General features: G+C 51.4%; 18 protein-coding genes. 17 read left to right on the top strand and 1 reads right to left on the bottom strand.

From position 1 onward, the window contains the following. Positions 1-2 precede the first annotated feature (2 nt). The 17 genes from yfmH to MHH28_RS08770 all read left to right on the top strand — a co-directional run bounded on the left by yfmH (position 3) and on the right by MHH28_RS08770 (position 16,706). Positions 3-1,283: an EF-P 5-aminopentanol modification-associated protein YfmH gene (gene yfmH, locus MHH28_RS08850; RefSeq protein ID WP_405114030.1), complete on the top strand. Its 1,281-nt coding sequence runs from the start codon at positions 3-5 to the stop codon at positions 1,281-1,283. After that, positions 1,283-2,050: an elongation factor P 5-aminopentanone reductase gene (ymfI, locus tag MHH28_RS08845; protein WP_405114028.1), complete on the top strand. Its 768-nt coding sequence runs from the start codon at positions 1,283-1,285 to the stop codon at positions 2,048-2,050. The genes yfmH and ymfI overlap by 1 nt, the downstream gene beginning before the upstream one ends. A gap of 136 nt (positions 2,051-2,186) precedes the next feature. Continuing rightward, the gene (locus tag MHH28_RS08840; RefSeq protein WP_036692667.1) at positions 2,187-2,447 is read left to right on the top strand and encodes a DUF3243 domain-containing protein; all 261 of its coding nucleotides are present in this window, start codon (positions 2,187-2,189) and stop codon (positions 2,445-2,447) included. Between the two features lie 147 nt (positions 2,448-2,594). Beyond that, complete coding sequence (locus MHH28_RS08835; protein ID WP_405114025.1) at positions 2,595-3,362, top strand: DUF3388 domain-containing protein; 768 nt, start codon at positions 2,595-2,597, stop codon at positions 3,360-3,362. Positions 3,363-3,416: 54 nt separating this feature from the next. Further along, the gene (locus MHH28_RS08830) at positions 3,417-4,361 is read left to right on the top strand and encodes a RodZ domain-containing protein (RefSeq protein ID WP_405114023.1); all 945 of its coding nucleotides are present in this window, start codon (positions 3,417-3,419) and stop codon (positions 4,359-4,361) included. Between the two features lie 83 nt (positions 4,362-4,444). Further along, positions 4,445-4,606, top strand: coding sequence for a hypothetical protein (locus tag MHH28_RS08825; RefSeq protein WP_179090467.1), 162 nt, complete (start codon positions 4,445-4,447; stop codon positions 4,604-4,606). 232 nt (positions 4,607-4,838) lie between these two features. Further along, positions 4,839-5,330, top strand: a complete 492-nt coding sequence (locus tag MHH28_RS08820; RefSeq protein WP_405114021.1) for a YajQ family cyclic di-GMP-binding protein — start codon at positions 4,839-4,841, stop codon at positions 5,328-5,330. Between the two features lie 149 nt (positions 5,331-5,479). Further along, positions 5,480-6,067 (top strand): CDP-diacylglycerol--glycerol-3-phosphate 3-phosphatidyltransferase, encoded by a 588-nt coding sequence (gene pgsA / locus MHH28_RS08815; protein WP_405114019.1) that lies wholly within the window; start codon positions 5,480-5,482, stop codon positions 6,065-6,067. 58 nt (positions 6,068-6,125) lie between these two features. Next, positions 6,126-7,415, top strand: a complete 1,290-nt coding sequence (locus MHH28_RS08810; protein WP_405114017.1) for a competence/damage-inducible protein A — start codon at positions 6,126-6,128, stop codon at positions 7,413-7,415. 294 nt (positions 7,416-7,709) lie between these two features. Continuing rightward, the gene (gene recA, locus MHH28_RS08805; RefSeq protein WP_405114015.1) at positions 7,710-8,774 is read left to right on the top strand and encodes a recombinase RecA; all 1,065 of its coding nucleotides are present in this window, start codon (positions 7,710-7,712) and stop codon (positions 8,772-8,774) included. Positions 8,775-8,888: 114 nt separating this feature from the next. After that, on the top strand, positions 8,889-9,617 hold the full coding sequence (locus MHH28_RS08800; protein ID WP_405116954.1) for a regulatory protein RecX: 729 nt from the start codon (positions 8,889-8,891) through the stop codon (positions 9,615-9,617). Positions 9,618-9,926: 309 nt separating this feature from the next. Continuing rightward, positions 9,927-11,468 (top strand): ribonuclease Y, encoded by a 1,542-nt coding sequence (gene rny / locus MHH28_RS08795; RefSeq protein WP_405114013.1) that lies wholly within the window; start codon positions 9,927-9,929, stop codon positions 11,466-11,468. A gap of 219 nt (positions 11,469-11,687) precedes the next feature. Next, entirely contained in the window at positions 11,688-12,482 is a 795-nt protein-coding gene (locus tag MHH28_RS08790; protein WP_341023368.1) for a TIGR00282 family metallophosphoesterase, read from the top strand. A gap of 233 nt (positions 12,483-12,715) precedes the next feature. Next, a complete protein-coding gene (locus MHH28_RS08785) occupies positions 12,716-12,976 on the top strand; it encodes a stage V sporulation protein S (RefSeq protein WP_019910496.1) in 261 nt (86 codons plus the stop codon). 157 nt (positions 12,977-13,133) lie between these two features. After that, positions 13,134-14,120 (top strand): dipeptidase, encoded by a 987-nt coding sequence (locus tag MHH28_RS08780; protein WP_405114010.1) that lies wholly within the window; start codon positions 13,134-13,136, stop codon positions 14,118-14,120. 161 nt (positions 14,121-14,281) lie between these two features. Further along, positions 14,282-14,854, top strand: a complete 573-nt coding sequence (pduL, locus tag MHH28_RS08775; RefSeq protein WP_405114008.1) for a phosphate propanoyltransferase — start codon at positions 14,282-14,284, stop codon at positions 14,852-14,854. 319 nt (positions 14,855-15,173) lie between these two features. Then, positions 15,174-16,706, top strand: coding sequence for a DEAD/DEAH box helicase (locus MHH28_RS08770; protein ID WP_405114006.1), 1,533 nt, complete (start codon positions 15,174-15,176; stop codon positions 16,704-16,706). Positions 16,707-16,806: 100 nt separating this feature from the next. Here MHH28_RS08770 and dapA read toward each other — a convergent pair whose 3' ends face one another. Beyond that, on the bottom strand, positions 16,807-17,712 hold the full coding sequence (dapA, locus tag MHH28_RS08765) for a 4-hydroxy-tetrahydrodipicolinate synthase (protein WP_405114004.1): 906 nt from the start codon (positions 17,710-17,712) through the stop codon (positions 16,807-16,809). Positions 17,713-17,745: the final 33 nt, after the last annotated feature.

Genomic DNA, 17,745 nt, shown 5'->3' with positions numbered 1-17,745 from the left:
GAATGGAGAAGCTCCATTACGAAAGACTTCAAGAAACGCTGTATCACGAGGTTATGGATAACGGTCTGCAGGTGTATGTGCTGCCGAAGCCGGCTTTTCTCAAAACCTATGCCACCTTTGCCACGAAATACGGTTCGGTAGACAATCACTTCAAGGTTGCGGGCGGCGAAGAGACCACTGTGCCTGACGGAATTGCCCACTTCCTGGAGCATAAAATGTTCGAGGAGCCGGAAGGCGACATTTTTGCCACCTTTGCCTCCAATGGTGCGTCTGCGAACGCCTTCACCAGCTTCGATCAGACGGTTTACCTTTTCTCTGCAACGGAGAACATCGGGCAGAATCTCAGTACCCTGGTTGATTTTGTACAGCGTCCTTATTTCACTGATGAGAATGTGGAGAAGGAGAAGGGAATCATCGGCCAGGAAATTAATATGTATGCCGACAATCCCGACTGGCGTGTATATTTCGGTCTGATTGAAGCCATGTATGCTACTCATCCGGTTCACATCGACATTGCGGGGACCATCGAATCCATCTCAACCATCACCAAAGAAACGCTGTATACCTGCTACAATTCCTTCTACCATCCCAGCAATATGCTGCTGTTCGTTGTCGGCGGCGTGGACCCTGAGCAGGTATTTGAACTGATCCGCAGCAACCAGCAGGGCAAGAGCTATGAGAAGCAGGGCGAAATTACCCGTATCTTCGCGGAGGAGCCTGAGGCGGTAGCCTCCAAGCATGTGGAGAGCAGGCTGGCTGTCTCCATTCCCAAAATGATGTTCGGATTCAAGGAAAAGGTGGATGGACTGACCGGTGAAGCGGCGGTACGCCGGGATCTGACCACCAAGCTGATGCTGGATCTGCTCTTCGGCAGCAGTACGGCGCTGTATCAGAAGCTCTATGACGAAGAATTAATCTCCGACAGCTTCGGCCATGAATATAACAGCTCCCCTGAGTATGCCTTCTCGGCAATCGGCGGCGATACCAAAGATCCGGGGCTGCTGCTTGCGCGGATTAAAGAAGAAGTGGGACTTATTCTGGAGACGGGCTTCGCGGAGAAGGATTTCGAACGGGCCCGCAAAAAGAAAATCGGCGGCTTCCTGCGGATGCTGAATTCGCCGGAGAGCATTGCCCATGAGTTCACGCGTTACCAGTTCCGTGGAGGAGATCTGTTTGAAGTGCTTCCCCTGTATGAATTGATCACCCTGGATGAAGTCAATGCCCGGCTCCACGACCATGTCAATTGGGAGCAGCTGGCCGTGTCGCTGGTGGTGAGTCCTTAATGGCGTTACCGGGAGAGGACAGCAAACCGATTGGCGAAATGACAGTGCTCATTACCGGAGGCAGCGGGGGAATCGGCGGGGCAATCGCCGAGCGTTTTGCTTCGGTGGGAATGAATATTGTAATTCATTATATGAACTCGCACGAAGCGGCGAATGATGTGGCCCGGCGCTGTCTGGCGCTGGGAGCGAAGGTCATGACCGTCGCGGCGGATATGAAGGACCGCAGTCAGCTTGTGCGCATGGCCGAAAGGCTGGAGAGCAGCGGCATGATGCCGGATATCCTGGTCAATAATGCCGGGAAAGCCCATTATGGCATGTTAGCCGATCTGACCGAAGAGGAGTGGGACGATATCATGGCGGTGAATCTGAAGGGCACGTTCATGTGCAGTCAGATCTTCATGCCTTATATGGTCTCGCAACGGTACGGGCGGATTATTAATGTCTCTTCAGTGTGGGGGATTTCGGGCGCATCTTGTGAAGTGGCGTATTCGGCGAGTAAGGGCGGAGTGAATGCTTTTACCAAGGCGCTCGCCAAGGAGCTGGCCCCCTCCAAGGTCACTGTGAACGCTGTAGCGCCAGGAGCGGTCCACACGGCCATGCTGGCTAATCTGCAGGAGGATGAGTTAAAGATGCTGGAGGAGGAGATTCCTGCGGGGAGACTGGCTACCCCTGAGGATATTTCTTCACTTGTTTATTTTCTGGCCCTGCCTGAATCCGGTTATATTACCGGGCAGGTCATCAGTCCGAACGGCGGCTGGATTACTTAATTGCCGGTATAAAGTTACGCCAGTGACCGTGAGCCCCTCTGGAGAAATGCTCCAGCATAAGACCTTCCGGCTTGAGACATATTATAACTGTTGCTTCTAAATCTCAATATCATTACAAAGCCGAGGAGGATTTAAGATGTCAACAGATTCCGTAGTGAAGAATTTTGATACCTGGAAAAGCTTTCTGGGAGACCGGGTCATTCAGGCCGAAAAAATGGGGATGAGCGACGAGACCATCACCAAGCTGGCGTTCGAAATCGGGGAATTCCTCGACAAGAAGGTCGATCCGGGCAACTATTCCAACCGGGCCATCAAAGAGCTGTGGGATGTCGGAACGGATGACGAGAAGCATACCATTGCCGGACTCATGGTCAAACTGGCGAAGAAAAACGCATAGTGATGCGGAAGAAGCTCCCCTTGCGGGAGCTTTTCTGCAATTATTACAATCGTGTCCTTGCCTTTCAATTTTTTTTTATATATCATTAACATGACCCGTGTATCTGAAACAACATGCAGGGAAAAGGAATCTATGAGGTGCGCACAAGTGGAATATAAACAGTGGTATATGGAGTATAAGATACATAAGAACAGACCCGGTCTGTTAGGCGACATCGCGTCTATGCTGGGGATGCTGGAAGTCAATATTCTGACGATTAACGGCGTAGAAGGCAAGACGCGCGGTATGCTGCTGGAAACCAGCGACGATGAGAAGATTATGCTGATGGGCGAGATGCTCAAGAAAGTTGATAATATAACGGTTACGGCGCTCCGTACACCGCGTCTTGTCGACCGGCTGGCCGTCCGGCATGGACGGTATATCGACCGTGACTCGGACGACCGCAAGACCTTCCGCTTCACCCGGGATGAGCTCGGGCTGCTGGTGGATTTCCTCGGTGAGCTGTTTAAGAGGGAAGGTAATCAGGTTATAGGACTACGTGGTATGCCGCGGGTAGGCAAGACGGAATCGATCATTGCCGGCAGCGTCTGTGCGATGAAGCGCTGGACGTTTGTCTCTTCGACGCTGCTGCGCCAGACGGTCCGCAGCCAGCTCGCCGAAGACGAGATGAATCCGCATAATGTATTTATCATTGACGGAATTGTCAGCACTATCCGCTCCAATGAGAAGCATTATAACCTGCTGCAGAATGTCATGAGCATGGACAGCACCAAGGTGATTGAGCATCCTGATATTTTTGTGCGGGAGTCCGAATTCACCTTTGATGACTTCGATATCATTATTGAGCTGCGCAATGCACCGAACGAAGAGATATTGTACGAGTCGTTTACGACAAGCTACAGTGAAGATCTTTAATATATTTATTTTAGAATCCTAACTCACACAACACAACATTCAGGAGGTGATGGTATGTCGGAACTGGGCCGGCATTTGAAGGAGGCTCGTCTGCAAAAAGGGATGAGCCTTGATGATGTCCAGGAAGTTACAAAGATCCGCAAAAAATATTTGGAAGCCATCGAAGCAGGGGATTATAAGGTGCTTCCGGGAAGTTTTTATGTCCGGGCCTTTATCAAAACCTATGCCGAGGCGGTCGGGGTTAACCCGGATGAGCTGATGGAGGAGCATGGCAATGTGCCTGCCGCTCCCGTCGATACTACCATGGAGACCGTGATCCAGAAGCGGAGCCGCAAGCCTGAAACGGAACGGAACGCCAAGTGGCTGCCGACCTTGCTGATGTGGACCTTCCCGGTGCTGATCCTGGTGGTCATCTACTTATATGCCTCCTCAACGATGAATGATGAGGCCGACAAAGCAGATAATGGAAGCCTGACTACCGCAACGCAGGATCCGGCCAAGGTGAAGCCTACGGCAACTGCTGGCGGCGGCGGTGCAGTGCCGACAGCGACAGCTGCTGCGGCAGCTACGGCTGATGCAGGGGCCGCGGCAACAACAGCGCCTTCTGCAACTCCGGAGCCGTCTCCATCTGCTTCCCCGGGGGCCGTCACTGTGACTCAGGACCGCAAATCGGGCAAGACGACCATTTACAAGGTCTCTGCACCTGCCGGAACCCCGGTTCAGGTACAGATTGCCGCTACCGGAGTCAGCTGGCTTGAAGTGTACAAGGGCGAGAACTCCAAGGGGGAGAAGCTCAGCTTCGGGAACACCAAGGCCGGCGAGAATCTGAGCTTTACACTGGACAGCGGCGGAATGTATATCAAATCGGGATATTCACCGGCTACGGCAATTTCGGTCAACGGACAGGCTATCACCGACGGCAAAACCTCCTCGCGTCTGCTGCTTGAACTGGAAAGTGGGACGGACGGCGCTACTGGCGGGAGTACTACAGGAGAATAGTAGACCTGATGTATAGTCTTTGGCAGAATGGAGAACCTAGAAGTGTTTAACAGTTCTCTCGCCAAAGTGAGGTGTATTCTCTCATGACCGTCAGCTGGATTGTAACAGGGCTTGGTATTATTGTCAGTCTCCTGGGGTATTATTTAACACCGGGCGCCTGGGGATATGGTATTCTGGGCTTTGGACTGGCACATGTTCTGCTGGGGATTCTGGATATGTTTCGGGCTCCTGCACGCAGCAGATAATATTAAGAGGTTAAGCGTCTCCCGGACGGGTTCCGGGAGGCGTGTTTTTAGGTGTAAATATAAGAATTTATATGTTCACGCTATAAATTATCCTTCTATTTCTCGCTGAAACGGTACCGTCCTTACAAAGGACGGCAAAGCCGTTTCCACTTGACTCTTTTCCAGTATTAGACTTAATAGCCCCTATCTCATATAATAGGAACAGACTAATTGTAGTAAAGGATGTGGAACGATGAGTTCGGAAAGTTCATTTGATATCGTATCCAAGATGGATATGCAGGAGTTGACCAATGCGGTTCATCAGACCGAGAAGGAGATTGATAACCGGTTTGATTTCAAGAACAGCAAGAGCAGCCTGAAGCTGGAGAAGGATGCGCTTGTAGTCGCCTCAGAGGATGAATACAAGCTGAATGCAGTGATTGATATCCTTCAGACCAAGATGGTGAAGCGGGGAATCACGCTGAAGAATATGGATTTCGGCAAAGTGGAGCCGGCATCACTCGGCACCGTGCGCCAGCGGCTGGGGCTGCGGCAAGGAATAGATCAGGAGAACGCGAAGAAGATCAATATTCTGATCCGCGATTCCAAGCTTAAGGTCAAGAGCACGATCCAGGGCGACCAGATCCGTGTGACCGGCAAAAGCCGCGACGATCTCCAGCAGATTATCCAGCTCTTGCGCAAAGCTGATTTGCCGCTGGATTTACAGTTTAACAATTTAAAGTAAGACCATGTGCCCCGCAGTGTATACTTACCTTACTTGCGGGGTGCTTCATGTTTTTTTGACACTTATTTATGGCTATAATATACTAGCTAAGCAGTTTTGAAGAAAATGCTGGAATACCGGATTTGAATGGACTAGGGGAGGAACCTTCAGTGAATTTACCCAACCGTATCACATTATCGCGCATTTGCCTTATCCCAATCATGATGTTTTTTCTGCTGGTGGACTTCAGCTTCTATCCGGAACCGATACATTGGGGCTCCTTTCAGCTTTCAATTAATCATTTGGTCGCGGCGGTTATTTTTCTGCTGGCAGCCAGTACCGATGGAATTGATGGTTACATAGCCAGAAAGTATAACATGGTCACCAATCTGGGTAAGCTGCTCGATCCGCTTGCAGACAAGCTGCTGGTCTCAGCCGTGCTGATCTCGCTGGTCGAGCTGGGAAGATGCGACTCCTGGATTGCCATCGTCATCATCAGCCGCGAGTTTGCCGTGACCGGCCTGCGCCAGGTGGCACTGCTGGAAGGGAAGGTAGTGGCAGCAAGCAAATGGGGAAAGGTAAAGACAGTGATTCAGATTGTTGCCATTTCACTGCTGCTGCTTAATAATTTCCCGTTCCAGTTCGTCAGCATCCCTGTGGATGACATTGCCATCTGGGCAGCAGCCATTGTCACCATTTACTCTGGTATTGATTATTTCGTGAAGAACAAGGATCTGCTGGATTTGAACAAAGCCTGAGCCGCCGGTTCGGCTTGAAGCCTGCAGGATTTCGACAATCAGGAGGAGGACGCCAGCTATGAAAGCAGAGATTATTGCCGTTGGTACAGAACTTTTACTTGGACAAATCGTGAACAGCAATGCACAGTTTCTTTCAATAGAGCTGGCTGCATTAGGCATTGACGTTTATTTTCAGACCGTTGTGGGAGACAACAAAAGCCGCCTTCTGGAGGCCATCAAGATTGCACAGAGCCGTGCGGATGTTATCATATTCACCGGCGGCATCGGTCCGACCGAGGATGATCTGACCAAGGATGCGCTGGCTGCAGCGCTGGGCCGGACCCTGCATATCGACCAGCTGGCCATGGACCATGTGCAGCGCTTCTTTGATGACCGCAAGATTGTAATGACGGAGAATAACCGTAAGCAGGCGCTTGTCATTGAAGGGACGACCCCTTTGTCCAATGAGACCGGCCTTGCTGTGGGGATTGCTTTTGCCGAAGAGGACAAATATTATATCGTGCTGCCGGGTCCGCCCCGGGAGATGAAGCCGATGTTCACGGATAAGGCCAAGCCGTGGCTGCAGCAGCATGCACTGACCAATGAAATGCCGCTCTACTCGAAGATGCTTAAGTTCGCAGGAATCGGCGAATCGCTACTGGAAGACAAACTGATTGACCTGATCCGCAGCCAGAGCGATCCTACAATTGCCCCTTATGCCAAGGAAGGCGAAGTGACCGTGCGCATCTCTACCAAAGCGCCGTCCGAGCGGGAGGCTATGGTCAAGCTTGATCTGCTTGAGAAGAAAATTGCTGACATTCTGCCGGAGAATCTGTATGCCAACATCGATGTGCCGCTGGAGCAGCTGATCGTGGACTGGATGGCGGATGCCGGACTCACTCTGAGCGCTGCCGAGAGCTGTACGGGCGGGCTGCTGATGGAGAGCATTACGAATATCCCAGGCAGCGCCTCCATGTTTGCCGGGGGGATCGTGTGTTACTCCAATGATATTAAGAAAAAACTGCTGAATGTGCCTTCCGCCATGCTTGAAGGCCCGGATGCCCCGGGAGCGGTGAGCCGCGAGGTTGCAGAAGTATTGGCTGAGCAGGTCCGCATGATTGCCGACACGGACTTCGGCTTATCGGTTACCGGTGTAGCCGGGCCGGGGTACTCTGAGCGCAAGCCGGTAGGCCTTGTGTTCGTCGGACTGGCTGAGCGGGGCTGCAAGACAGAGGTCTTCGAGCTGAACCTCAAGGGGACCCGGGAGAACATCCGCCTGCGTACAGTCAAGGCACTGCTGTACCGCCTGTGGCGGCGGCTGGAGGAACGCAAGGTGGCTACTCCGCTGGAAGGCTCGGCCTTGCAATAACTGTTCTGGCTGGTATATAATTCATCTATGCGGAAGAACCGTGGCTTGAGCAATCATGCTGCGGTTTTTTGTTTTATATAGGGTACACGATTGATTCTATGGGTTGTCCCTTATGTACCGGGCAGAAGAGCAACACCTGCTATGTTCTACATTCGGAAGGAGGCCTTGGTCTTACAATATAAGGGAGCATTATCCCTGGGAGCAAAAAAAACGAATGTATGTTCTAAAAAAGACTTGGCAAGACCTCCAAAACACGTTATTATAATACTATAAACAGTGAAGGAAGTGGTCTGATTGTCAGATCGTCGTGCAGCGCTTGATATGGCGCTTCGTCAAATAGAAAAACAATTCGGTAAAGGTTCGGTAATGAAACTGGGAGAATCCACTCACATGAAAGTGGAAGTTGTACCTAGCGGATCTTTGGCACTTGATATTGCACTAGGTATTGGCGGACTTCCCAAAGGACGTATCATTGAAGTATATGGACCGGAATCTTCCGGTAAGACAACGGTTGCGCTTCATGCAATCGCAGAGGTACAGAAGCAGGGCGGACAAGCTGCCTTCATCGATGCTGAGCATGCGCTTGATCCCAAGTATGCCAAGGCACTTGGCGTTAACATTGATGAATTGCTGCTGTCCCAGCCTGATACGGGTGAACAGGCCCTGGAAATCGCTGAAGCGCTTGTACGCAGCGGAGCAGTAGACATCATTGTAGTTGACTCTGTAGCAGCATTGGTACCGAAGGCAGAAATTGAAGGCGACATGGGCGATTCCCATGTAGGCTTGCAGGCCCGTCTGATGTCCCAGGCCTTGCGCAAGCTGTCGGGTGCCATCAACAAATCCAACACCATTGCGATCTTCATTAACCAGCTTCGTGAGAAGATCGGCGTTATGTTCGGTAACCCTGAGACGACTCCGGGTGGACGCGCTCTGAAATTCTACTCCTCCGTCCGTCTGGATGTGCGCCGGGTAGAGAGCATCAAGATGGGTAATGATGTCGTGGGTAACCGCACGAAGATCAAGGTTGTGAAGAACAAGGTAGCGCCTCCGTTCAAGCAAGCGGATGTGGATATCATGTACGGTGAAGGAATCTCCAGAGAGGGCAGCCTTGTGGATATCGGCACGGAGATGGATATCGTCAACAAGAGCGGTGCCTGGTATTCTTATGAAGGCGAACGTTTGGGTCAAGGACGTGAGAATTCCAAGCAGTTCCTGAAGGAACATCAGGATATTGCCTTGCTGATCGAGAACAAGATCCGTGAGGCCAGCAATCTGACGACTCTGGTAGCTGCGCCATCCGAAGCGGCTGTGGCTGCGGAGCAAGAGGAAGAAGAGAAGCTGCTGCTTGAGATCGAGTAATATAACCGCTCTAATCGAATAATGAAGACCAGATGGATAGGCGCCCTGTGAAGAGATAACAGGGTGCCTTTTCGTAAATATTTCTAGCTTAAGTAGGTGATTGACAGGATGGTTATACAATTGGATTCAGAATCCGAAGACCAGGATGAGCAGGTGCTGGCGGATTTCCCGGCAGATGTAGAGCTGGTAATTACACGGGTAGAGCGGCTCAAGAAGTCGAACTACCGTTATCTGATTCATTTCGGAGACTACAACATGACTGTTCATGAAGATGTCATGATTAAATACCGGATGATTACCGGAAGCACTTTTGTAAAGGCGGATCTGGAGGACATCGTTGCTGCTGACGAGCGCCAGCGAGCCTATGTCGAGGGGCTCAGGTATCTGGAGCGGAAGCCCAGAACCGCGCAGGAAATGGCCCGCCGTTTAAGGGAGAAGGAAATAGGGGAGACTGTTATTGCCGAAGTTCTGCTCCGGCTGCAGGAGGAACGTCTGCTTGACGACCCTCTGTATGCCAGGCAATGGGCGGAGCAGCGTATGCTGAACCAGCGAAAGGGCAAGATGTGGATTCGGCAGGAGCTGCGGCAGAAGGGGATTGATAAGTCGCTGATTGCGGAAGCGCTGGATGAGATCACCCCCGAGCAGGAACTGGAGAGCGCACTGCAGACCGGACGGAAGAAGTGGAATACGCTCCAGGGAGATCTGAATGACAAACGCCGGAAGACAGGGGCGTTCCTGATGCGCCGCGGATTTACTGGTGAAATGGTGCGTCAGGTCATTGGGATTTTGCGGGGTGAGGAGGATTCTGAGGGGGAAGAAGAGGAGTTTTACTTCCCGGATTGATTCTCTTGACTTTAATGCGGTTATCGACTCTCTTGACAAGGTCTTTTTATAAATAATAAAATATAACATGAATCGGCATAAACTAAGAATCCTTTTTCCTTCCCAAAAAGCAGACTCTTATGTTCCGGTTCGCGTACAACTCATATGAAATGTAATCGCCGGATAAGGCGGGCAATGTGCATGTGCAACATGTGCAGTATGGCAATCGGTGTATTACCGGTTTTTTGTATGGTGATGAACGGATAGTTTAACAACTGCACAAATACCCAAGGGAAGAACCTTGGAGGATATCAACGAGGAGGTGAACAGATGGAATCATGGATCTGGGTCATTATCGTTCTCGTTGTAGCTGCAGCATTCTTTGGATTCGGTTATTTTATTCGTAAATCCCTTGCAGAAGCTAAAATTTCAAGCGCAGAGAAAGAAGCCGTAGTCATCGTGGAGAACGCGAAGAAAGAGGCGGAGGCGCTGAAGAAGGAAACGGTACTTGAGGCTAAGGACGAAGTTCATAGAATCCGTACCGAAGCTGAGAAAGAAACTCGTGAACGTCGGAATGAAATCCAACGGCAAGAGCGACGTTTGCTGCAAAAGGAAGAATCGCTGGATAAAAAAATGGAATCGCTTGAACGAAAAGAAGAACAAGTAGCTAACAAAGAGAAACGAATTGATGAAACCCAACAGCAAATTGATGTCATTTACAAGAATCAGGTTACTGAACTGGAGCGTATCTCCAATCTAAGCATCGATGATGCCAGAAGTATCATTCTCAGTAATGTAGAACAGGAAGTTCGCCATGAAACTGCCCAGATGATCAAGGAAATCGAGCAGCAGGCCAAGGAAGAAGCGGACAAGAAAGCCCGCGAGATTATTACCCTGGCGATTCAACGCTGTGCGGCTGATCATGTGGCGGAAACAACGGTATCTGTTGTTACACTGCCGAATGAAGAGATGAAAGGCCGGATTATCGGTCGTGAAGGCCGCAACATCCGTGCGCTGGAGACTCTGACCGGGATTGATCTTATTATTGATGATACGCCGGAAGCGGTTATTCTGTCAGGATTTGATCCGATCCGCCGCGAAGTGGCCCGTACGGCACTGGAGAAGCTGGTGGCAGATGGACGTATCCATCCTGCACGTATTGAAGAAATGGTGGAGAAATCCCGCAAAGAAGTGGATGAGCGGATTCGCGAATACGGTGAACAAGCTACCTTCGAGGTTGGTGTTCACGGTCTGCACCCGGATCTGATCAAAATTCTGGGCCGTCTGAAATTCCGCACGAGCTACGGTCAAAACGTACTTAAGCACTCTATGGAGGTTGCTTATTTGACTGGACTTATGGCCGGTGAGCTTGGGGAAGACATCGTGCTTGCAAAACGTGCCGGACTGCTGCATGATATCGGCAAAGCGCTTGATCATGAAGTGGAAGGTTCGCATGTTGAAATTGGCGTTGAACTGGCGAAGAAGTACAAGGAACATCCGGTGGTTATCAACAGTATCGCTTCCCATCATGGAGATTGCGAGGCTACCTCGGTGATTGCCATGCTGGTTGGAGCTGCTGATGCATTGTCGGCTGCCCGTCCAGGTGCACGCCGTGAGACCCTGGAAACGTACATCAAGCGTCTGGAGAAGCTGGAGGAGATTTCGGAGTCCTTCGAGGGCGTCGAGAAATCCTACGCCATTCAGGCGGGCCGCGAGGTTCGCGTAATGGTACAGCCTGAGAAGATTGATGATGCCGAAAGCTTCCGTCTGGCCCGCGATATTACGAAGATGATTGAGAGTGAGCTGGATTATCCGGGTCATATCAAGGTTACGGTAATCCGCGAGACACGCGCTGTTGAATATGCGAAATAAATCAGGAAATCGGCCCCCTTGCGGGGCCTTTTTTCTTGCTTGCAAGCCAGGAGTTGCTGGTATATTTAATTACACTGAAGCCTGTCAGGCCATCCGTCATGCTCTCAGCACCGCAGGCGACTTGAAGTTTGGATTGGAGCAGAATAGGTGAAATTATACTTATGCAGCGATTTTTGGTTGGCGAATCATTCACAAACAAAAACGTAGGAGGAGAAGATCATTAAAGTTTTATTTATCGGAGACATTGTAGGCAATACAGGCAGAAAAGCGCTGCGTGAAATGCTGCCTTCCCTGAAAAGTAAATATCAGCCGCACATCATCATTGCCAATGGCGAAAATGCCGCTGCCGGCAGAGGCATCACCGCTGCTATCGCGAACGAATTCTTCAACTGGGGTATCCATGGTATTACGATGGGCAACCACACCTGGGACAATAAGGATATCTTTGAGTTCATCGATGACGAGCCGCGGATTATCCGTCCGGCTAACTTTCCGCCGGGGACACCCGGCCGCGGGTATACTGTCGTTAAGGGCAATGGTAAACAGCTGGCGATTGTGAATCTGCAGGGCCGTACCTTTCTTCCGGCGATTGATGATCCATTCCGGGTAGGCGAGGAGATTGTGGAAGAACTGCGCAGAGAGCATAAGTGCATTCTGGTGGACTTCCATGCGGAAGCGACCTCCGAGAAAATAGCGATGGGTTATTTCATGGATGGGCTCGCTTCGATTGTTGTCGGCACACATACGCATGTCCAGAGCAATGATGATGTGATCCTGCCGGGAGGTACGGCGTATCTTACCGATGCGGGTATGGTTGGTTCAAGGGAAGGGATTCTGGGTATGGAAAAGGATGCGATCATCTATAAATTTACAACTCAGCTTCCCTCCCGGTTTGTAGTCGACGAAGGCAAATGGCAGCTGCATGGTTTATTCGCAGAACTTGATGAAGCTACAGGAAAAGCGACACGACTGGAGAAGATCCGGCTGCGTGAGGATGAATGGGTGATGAGCTAGGAGTACCGTCCTTTAAAAGGACAGTAATGCCGTTTCTACTTGCAAATAGGTAATTCGGTAAAACTCATTTTGTTTTGGGTAAAGTGTGATATTTATTATATCGAAAAAGAGTATCTTTTGAACTATTTTCTCCAGAGAGGTCCGCAAAAAGAAGGAATTAATTCTTCTGAAGCGAATAACATCTACTGTAGTGGAAGAAGAACACCATCATTTTCCCAGGGGAGGTACTTACTATGGATGTATTAAAAGTATCAGCTAAATCCAATCCAAATTCCGTTGCTGGCGCATTAGCAGGTGTTCTTCGCGAACGTGGATCGGCCGAGCTACAAGCTATTGGAGCAGGAGCACTGAACCAGGCCGTTAAGGCCGTTGCCATCGCCCGGGGATTTGTCGCACCCAGCGGAGTGGACTTGATCTGTATTCCGGCTTTTACGGATATAGTGATTGATGGGGAAGACCGGACGGCAATCAAACTTATTGTAGAACCCAGATAATAAAGTGAATCATTTAGATTAAGCCTGTTTACACTGTAAACAGGCTTTTTGCTGTTCTGACTGATGTCTCCGTCAGGCGCATATATATCAAATAGACGCGGGCTGTCACCGGTTCATTCGGATAGTCAGAAGGTGAAGGAAGAAGGAGAGCTGACCTATGGTGGGAAACAGGAAGCTGAAGGTGGCGGATTTTCATTGTGATGCCCTGAGCAAGCTGCAAGCGAATCCAGCGATCGACTTCAGGGATGATCCCCGGCTGGATGTGACTGCTGAGCGGATGGCGGAGGGGAATGTCGGACTGCAGGTGTTTGCCATCTATTTGTCTGCGGTGCGCGGAAGGGCAAAATTCGAGGATATTCTCGGGCAAATTGAGTGCTTCCACCAAAAGGTAGCCGGTCTTGGAGGACTCCAGTGGCTGCGATGGAAGGAGGAAGTGCGGGAAGGCGGCTTAACTGCGCCGGCCTGTGGAATGCTCTCTCTGGAAGGCGTGGACGGTCTGGAGGGCAATCTGTTCTATGCGCAGTTGTGCTTCGAGCTGGGCGTGCGTTGCCTGGGGATTACGTGGAACTATGCCAACTGGGCGGCGGACGGTGTGCTGGAGCGGCGGAACGGCGGTTTCACCGAGCAGGGGCGGAAGCTGATCGACTGGTGCAACGGGAGTGGAATGCTGCTGGATGTGTCGCATTTGGCTCCGGCAGGATTCTGGGAGCTGCTGGAGCACAGCACCCGGCCGTTCATTGCTTCGCATTCGAATTGCGCTGCGGTATGCAGCCATCCCCGCAACCTGAGTGATGATCAGCTAAAGGCACTGATTGCAAAGGATGGGCGGATCGGGCTGACCTTTGTCCCCTGGTTCGTCCGGGATGGAGGAGGGGCCAAGCGGGAGGATATGCGGAGGCATATTGAGCATGTCTGTGCTCTTGGGGGGAGCGGACAGTTGATGTTCGGCTCGGATTTTGACGGAATTGACAAGTGGGTGGAGGGGCTGGAGCATCCGGGACAATATGCGGAGTTCGCCGATTTGCTGCTGAAATATTATCCCGAGGCTGATGTGCGGGGCTGGCTGTATGAGAATGCGCTGGGGTTCTTAAGGGAACAGTTGCCTTCTTCCGCAGGTTCAAGCTCTTTTCTGTCCAAGGAATGATTGGAAACTGGCAAAACCAGGATGTCCCATTCACAGAATCGTAATATGCCCGGAAAAAAGCTTCGCATTGTGATGCGGGTCTTTTTATTTGTGGGTAATTAGAGGTATAATGTTCAGTGGCTTGTACAGATACTAGAGAAAATTCAAGGAGTGACTTAAAAATGAGCAAGACTGTACCCGTAGGTGTGTCGGCCCGGCATATTCACCTTACGCAGGAGCACGTAGAAGCATTGTTTGGCCCAGGTTATCAATTGACTGAGTTCAAACCCCTGTCCCAGCCCGGACAATTCGCAGCGAATGAGCAAGTGGCTGTCATTGGTTCGAAAGGGAAGTTCGACAAAGTGAGAATTCTCGGACCTGCCCGTCCGGCTTCGCAGCTGGAAGTATCCCGTACAGACTCCTTCAGCCTCGGCGTGAAGGCACCTGTCCGTGAATCCGGCAATATTGAAGGAACACCAGGAATTACGATTAAAGGACCTGCCGGTGAAGTTGAGCTGGAGACTGGCGTTATTGTAGCAGCGCGCCACATCCACTTCCACACTTCGGAAGCAGAAGCTTGGGGCATTGCCGATAAGCAGCTCCTGAAGGTACGTCTGGGCGGCGAACGCGGTCTGGTGCTGGAGAACGTAATTGCACGCGTATCCGACAACTTCAAGCTGGACATGCACATTGATACCGATGAAGCCAACGCTGCCGGTGCCAATAATGGGGATCTCGCTGAAATCGTAGATTAGTATCTTACTTATAGTTAAGACAAGAGCAGGGGAGCCTTCCTCTGCTTTTTTGTTGTATTTTTTTTTGAAAGATAAGAATGTATATGCTTCGCATTATAATTATCCTTATCTTTCTCGCTGTAACGGTACCGTCCTCTAAAAGGACGGCAATGCCGTTTCCACTTGAAAAGAAAGAAATGAAAGTTTTCATATTTGTATTTCTGTGTTATCATTATGTGTTACAACTTTGCTGAGCGCTATGTGGAGACGCCGCAAAAGAGGTATTCGTAAATGGAATGAACGATTTGCTAATATATGTATGCACAATGAAGGAGATAAAATGACATTTAACGATTTGAATTTGATACCCCCGATTCTTAAGGCGCTTAGCCTGGAAAACTATACATCCCCAACCCCAATTCAGGAAGAATCTATTCCTGCGGCATTGGCCGGCAGAGATATTCTGGGCTGCGCACAGACGGGTACCGGTAAAACGGCGGCTTTCTCGTTGCCGATCATCCAGCTGCTGAGCCAGCAGCCAGGCAGATCCGGTAGCGGAAAGCGCATCCGTTCCCTGATTCTTACGCCTACCCGCGAGCTGGCGCTGCAAATTCAGGAGAATATTCAGGCCTACAGCAAGTTCACAACGATCCGTTCGACAGCTATTGTCGGAGGCGTATCACAAAAGGCCCAGGAGCGGGCGCTTGCGATCGGTGTCGACATTCTGATTGCCACACCGGGCCGGCTGATCGACCTGATCAGCCAGAAGCGTGTAGATCTGCAGCATGTGCAGATTCTGGTGCTGGATGAAGCGGACCGTATGCTGGACATGGGCTTCATTCACGACGTGAAGCGGATTATCGCCAAGATGCCGGTTAAGAAGCAGACCCTGTTCTTCTCGGCAACCATGCCTACAGAGATCTCGCAACTGGTGAAGACACTGCTGGTGAATCCGGTCAAAATCGAGATTACTCCGGTATCCTCTACGGTGGACAGAATCGAGCAGGCGATCTATCTGCTGGAGAACGGAAATAAGCAGAATCAGCTGAACCGTCTGCTGCAGGACCCGTCGATTGTATCGGCACTGGTCTTCACACGCACCAAACGCGGCGCGGACCGGGTAACCCGGGACTTAACCCGCATCAATATTACAGCACAGGCCATTCACGGCAACAAATCACAGAATGAGCGTCAGAATGCGCTTAGAAACTTCAAGAGCGGAGCGACACGGGTGCTGGTCGCTACAGATATCGCCGCCCGCGGGATTGATATTGATGAGCTCTCCCATGTCATCAACTTCAACCTGCCGAATATCCCGGAAACCTATGTTCACCGGATTGGCCGGACCGGCCGTGCGGGCATGAGCGGCATTGCCATCTCGCTATGCGAAGCGGAGGAAATTCCGTATCTGAAGGATATTCAGAAGCTGATCGGCAAGACGATTCCGGAGATCAAGGAGCATGCGTATCCGATGTCCAAAAGCAATCTAGCTTTGCTGGCCGACCGTCCAAGCAAGGCACAGGTCAAGCCGTCGCAGAAAGCCAAGACCAATCCGGCCCGCAAGCCGAAGTCGGAATGGTTCGCGCAAGGCAAACAGCAGAACGGCGGCAACGCAAGTGGTGCCAAGAGTGCCTCGGGCAGCGGTAATGCAGGCGGCGGAGCGAGAATTTCAACTGGCGGCGGCGGTTATACAGGCGGTGGAGCGAGAAGTACATCGGGCAGCGGCAATGCTGGAGGACGCTCAGGCGGCAGCCAGGGTCAGAAATCAGGCGGCAGCTCATACGGCCGTTCAAGCCAGTCGGGCAGCAGACCCGGTGGCAGCCAAAGCGGACGTCAGGGCAGCCGTCCGGCGGCTAACGCGGGGCGTTCGTAGTAGCGCAGCAGGCTTACTCTGTACAGCAATGCTATGACATCTCTAACTACAAACACCCGGCATTTTCAGTAGGATACTGAGAATGCCGGGTGTTTGTCTGTTAAATGGCTTCTTGTCTGGTGCTGAGCGCTTCTTCAGCAAGGTATGCACCCAGCTCTTCACGCAGCGCGGAACTGATGGAGGTCATTGGCAGGCGGAGTGTGTCTGAGGAGAGCTCTCCGAGTGCACTGAGCAGCCATTTGATCGGGGCCGGGTTCGATTCCTTGAACAGCAGCTTCATCAGCGGCACCAGTTGGTCATAGGCGGCTTGCGCTGCCTCAACCTGGCCAGCCCTGTACTGCTCGTAGATGCTGATGAAGCAGCCGGTATATACGTTGGCCGAGGCCAGCATGCCTCCGGCGGCTCCGTAGCCCAGCATCTCGAAGAAATGCAGATCATCGCCGCAGAGCACGGGCTTGCTGCCGCTCTTGGACAGCTCGGAGACCAGCAGGGGAGAGCCGGAGCAGTCTTTTAACCCTACGACATTATTCATCTCAAGGATAGTACGGGCGGTGTCCAGCGTCAGGCCGACCCCTGCGCGGCTGGGGATATCATAGGCCATAATGGGAAGGCCTACCTCTGCCGCCTTACGGAAATGAGCAATAATGCCCTCCTGTGAAGGGCGGCTGTAATAAGGAACAACCACCAGTGCGGCATCGGCACCTGCGTTCGCAGCCTGCTCAGTACGGGCTACGGTAGAGTAAGTATCATTCGTGCCCGTGCCCACCACGAGCGGGATGGAGCTGGATTTCAAGAGTTTCCGTGAGGCATCCACGAGTGTCTGTAATTCCTGTATATTGACTGTCGGCGATTCTCCAGTGGTTCCATTGACGACCAGACCTTGAATATTGTTCTTGATGATGTTGTTCACATAACGCTGATAGGATTCGAGATCAAGCTCGCCGCCAGCATGGAACGGGGTGACCACGGGAACATAGATTCCATAAATCTGTTCTTCTGTTAACATGAATATCGTCCTCCAAAAATGTGAAATCCTTTT

Origin of the sequence: Paenibacillus sp. FSL K6-1217 (assembly GCF_045040735.1) — a bacterium.
Taxonomy (GTDB): Bacteria; Bacillota; Bacilli; order Paenibacillales; family Paenibacillaceae; genus Paenibacillus_AQ.
This window is presented reverse-complemented; position numbering and strand designations above follow the sequence as displayed.